This is a genomic window from Flavobacterium sp., assembly GCF_044368625.1.
Classification (GTDB): domain Bacteria; phylum Bacteroidota; class Bacteroidia; order Flavobacteriales; family Flavobacteriaceae; genus Flavobacterium.
This window is the reverse complement of the sequence record NZ_JBIPPD010000286.1, coordinates 1-3,183: the sequence shown is the minus strand read 5'-3', so window position 1 is coordinate 3,183 and position 3,183 is coordinate 1. Positions and strand designations below refer to the sequence as shown.

The window sequence follows — 3,183 nt, the reverse complement described above, 5'->3', positions numbered from 1 at the left end:
ACGAGTTTGTTTATAAGCTAAATCGCAGATATTTTGGTGAGAAAATCTTCGATAGACTAGTGATAGCAAGTATTACAGGAGTATGATTAAAAACGGATATGCATAAATTGTTTTGTTAAATCACTAAAAAGTGAGTCATTTGTAGTTTTTATCCAATTGTAGTATTCATCAACTTCATCCAATTGTTTTGAAACTTCGTTAATATCTCCATCAAACAATTTATTTGATAAAAGTAAGTTGTTTAAGATGTCTTTTCTTTTATCTGCTTTAAGTTTACTATTAAATTCGCTGTAAACATTTTTAAAATTATCTGATATAGTGTTGTAGTTTTTTTGTTCAATTTCAACTTTTTCTTTTTGTTCAGTATCGTGCTTTCTATTTCCAAAAAAAGCCATTAAACATACTATTAATGAAGTAATGCCAATTACTTTACCAAAATTTTTAAACTTCCAAAAAACCGAAATAATTCCTGATAAAATAGTATTTATTAATAGTGCACCAATAACACTCCCAAGGAAAGCATAAAAGTCAAAATTTTCTTGTGAAATAAAGGCATAAATAATAGCAATAACTATAGCTAAAATATAACCTTGCTTGTTTGTGTAATTTTTCATTTATATTTATTTTTCAATTATTAGATATAGTTTATCCGTTCTGTGTAGCTCAAAGGTGTCAGTTAACGTTTGGCCGCTTTGCGAAGGCGGGGATTTTCAGCACTAAACTTCATTAGAAGCACAAAGCTTGAATTTAGCACTTCACTGTCATAGAAGCACGAACCCCCCGCTTTTGCAAAACGGCTGTTAGCACCAGTTTTTCTTAGTATCCCTGTGTCCATTCGTTAACTTTATTACCTTTTTTATATACTTCTATTAGGCATTCTCTAGTCTTATTATTTAATTCAATGTAAAAGCCAAGAACATAACCGCAAACGTGTTCGGGTAAAGTAACACCGTCATAAGACCAAATGTCGTCATAACTCTCTTTAGTTAATGCTCTGAGTCTTTTTTTGTCACTTATTTTTTCTTCTCCCGGTCTGTTTGATTTTTTCATTTCGATTGCAATCAAGTTGTCCACAGCAATAATTTTGCCTCTGCTATGAAGAATTATGTCACAATTGATATTGATTATATTAAACTCTTCATCTAGGATTGTCTTTACTTGTCCGTCTTGCTTTCTGTTGTATTCTGGGTCAACATAATATCCTGCCAAATTATTCTCTCTAACTCTATCATTTAAATAAATTGCAAGTCTTCCACAGAGATTCCTTTCATTTACGTCATTGAGAATGTTTTCAATCTCCTGTTCTAAGAAAATTGTGTTAGCGTCTTCAAATATTTTATGTAAAAGATTTTCCATTTTATTCAGTGATTTTAATCTCTTCAACTTGTGTGTTCATAATTTGTCGCATTAGGATAAAAGAAAATTTAACGCCTTCTTTTTCCGAAATTATATCTTTAAGAAAGACATTTGAATCATTTACATATTCTGTTGGAAAGGAGATTGCTAAATATGTCATTTTCTTTTTGTCAGGTTCCCAAAAACGATATTTGACTTCTTTATGCCCTTCATATTTTTTTAGAAATTTATCTATTGTCTGTCCTTCCTTATACCAATTAACAAGCGAATTATTTATATAAACCTCGTCCCAAGATTTGAAAAACGGGAAATGAGCTACTACATTCCTAACAAATTTGAAAAGTTCGCTTCCAATTTCGGATTCCATTGGAGGTCGTGCGGTTTTCAGCTTATCAATTACCCACTTTAATGGTTCATAATTAAGCAATTCAGCGTAAATAGAGAAAGCTTGCTTAATTTTTGAAAACCGTTCCCATTCGTCCTTGTCCCAAAAAGAATCATTCATTACTTCGTCATAAATGTCATAAAAGCGATTATATGCCAAAGTCAGAAATTGAAGCTCAGATTTATTTGGATTGTCTGTCATAAAATTGGTGCTAACGTCTTGTGGCTTTGCGAGGTTTGGGGAAAGCCTTCCCAATTTTTTGATTTATAAATTAACATTCCAAGTACAAGACCGATTTTCCATAAGCCGAAAGCCCAAATCTTGCAAAACCGCTGTTAGCAGATGTTTTTATTGTTTTTCATAGCTGTTATTAGTACTTTTTTATTGAAGTCCGAGTAATTTTTAAATGTTGTTTTTTCTTTAATGTTGTCACAACCTATATTCAAAAACAAAATCTTAAAAAACTCATCTGCAAAAGAATGTGTTATAGTTAATACACCGCTAAAATCAAAACAGAGTGTTATGTTCTTATCATTCAATTCCGTTTCTATTTTTTCTTTAAAAACTTTTTCAGCTAATTTTCTTGAAAAAAGAATTTCATTAAATTCTACTAATAATATATTTTTTGTTACCATAATTCACTTATTCCATTTTCATTATAATATTCTATATGTTCTTCAAATTCTGATGGTTTGTAATAATTTCCATTTGATGTAAAAACCTTGCTGAAATCAATTTTATTATCTACATTGATTTTTAAAGTTATTATAGAACCTTTCCATATTGGGCAATCTCTAACTTCTGTTCTATCTGTATTTGAAATTAACATTTTACCACAAGTATTTATACTTAATATTCCTTTTGTTGCTGTTACAAACTCTTTAGTGTGAAATAGTCCATAACCTTTTCCTTTCCCTTTAGAACTTTTAAAACCTTCGTTAACTGAAAGTATTAATAAATCTTCTTCAGAGAAATTTGAATATTCCTCATTTTCATCAAAAGATTTATAAAATCCATCTCCGTTATCAACTATAAATAGTTTAATAAATTTATTTTTAAAAGATTGTACATATATTAAACTGTTTGTTTTACTATTTGCGTGCATATCTACATTTGCAATAACCTCTCCTAAACAATAATTAATACAGTTCAGTATGTTTTCTTCTATATCAAAATTGTTTTTTAGTATATACGCAACTTTAGTTGCTATTTCAAACATATTTTCAGAGTTAAATTCAGTTATCTCTAATAGTGTTTTTGATGTGTCGTGTCTATTAAAACTTTCTTTAAAATCATAATTAATATTTTTAAAAAAATTTATTCTTGCTACACAACTATCCGAAAGTTTTAGAATAAAAATGCCTGAGAATACCTTAATTTGAAAAATCTCTCAAAAAATCTCAAATATGGCAATTTTCAGGCGTAGCAAAAATACAAATAAA

The 3,183-nt window shown here is 29.1% G+C and carries 5 protein-coding genes; all 5 read right to left on the bottom strand.

Translation table 11 applies throughout. From position 1 onward, the window contains the following. Positions 1-86 precede the first annotated feature (86 nt). Entirely contained in the window at positions 87-614 is a 528-nt protein-coding gene (locus ACIQ2X_RS14985; RefSeq protein ID WP_396179764.1) for a hypothetical protein, read from the bottom strand. Positions 615-816: 202 nt separating this feature from the next. Then, positions 817-1,356 carry a hypothetical protein gene (locus tag ACIQ2X_RS14980; RefSeq protein WP_396179763.1) on the bottom strand — a complete coding sequence of 180 codons (540 nt, stop codon included), beginning with the start codon at positions 1,354-1,356 and terminating at the stop codon, positions 817-819. 1 nt (position 1,357) lies between these two features. Next, positions 1,358-1,942: a hypothetical protein gene (locus tag ACIQ2X_RS14975; RefSeq protein WP_396179762.1), complete on the bottom strand. Its 585-nt coding sequence runs from the start codon at positions 1,940-1,942 to the stop codon at positions 1,358-1,360. A 134-nt stretch (positions 1,943-2,076) separates the two neighbouring features. Beyond that, entirely contained in the window at positions 2,077-2,376 is a 300-nt protein-coding gene (locus ACIQ2X_RS14970; RefSeq protein WP_396179761.1) for an STAS-like domain-containing protein, read from the bottom strand. Next, the gene (locus tag ACIQ2X_RS14965; protein ID WP_396179760.1) at positions 2,370-2,960 is read right to left on the bottom strand and encodes a hypothetical protein; all 591 of its coding nucleotides are present in this window, start codon (positions 2,958-2,960) and stop codon (positions 2,370-2,372) included. Before ACIQ2X_RS14965 ends, ACIQ2X_RS14970 begins: the two co-directional genes overlap by 7 nt. Positions 2,961-3,183: the final 223 nt, after the last annotated feature.

Coding starts and splice junctions, on each gene's coding strand:
- ACIQ2X_RS14985 (WP_396179764.1), bottom strand. CDS start 614: ATGAAAAATTACACAAACAAGCAAGGTTATATTTTAGCTATAGTTATT.
- ACIQ2X_RS14965 (WP_396179760.1), bottom strand. CDS start 2,960: ATGTTTGAAATAGCAACTAAAGTTGCGTATATACTAAAAAACAATTTT.
- ACIQ2X_RS14970 (WP_396179761.1), bottom strand. CDS start 2,376: ATGGTAACAAAAAATATATTATTAGTAGAATTTAATGAAATTCTTTTT.
- ACIQ2X_RS14980 (WP_396179763.1), bottom strand. CDS start 1,356: ATGGAAAATCTTTTACATAAAATATTTGAAGACGCTAACACAATTTTC.
- ACIQ2X_RS14975 (WP_396179762.1), bottom strand. CDS start 1,942: ATGACAGACAATCCAAATAAATCTGAGCTTCAATTTCTGACTTTGGCA.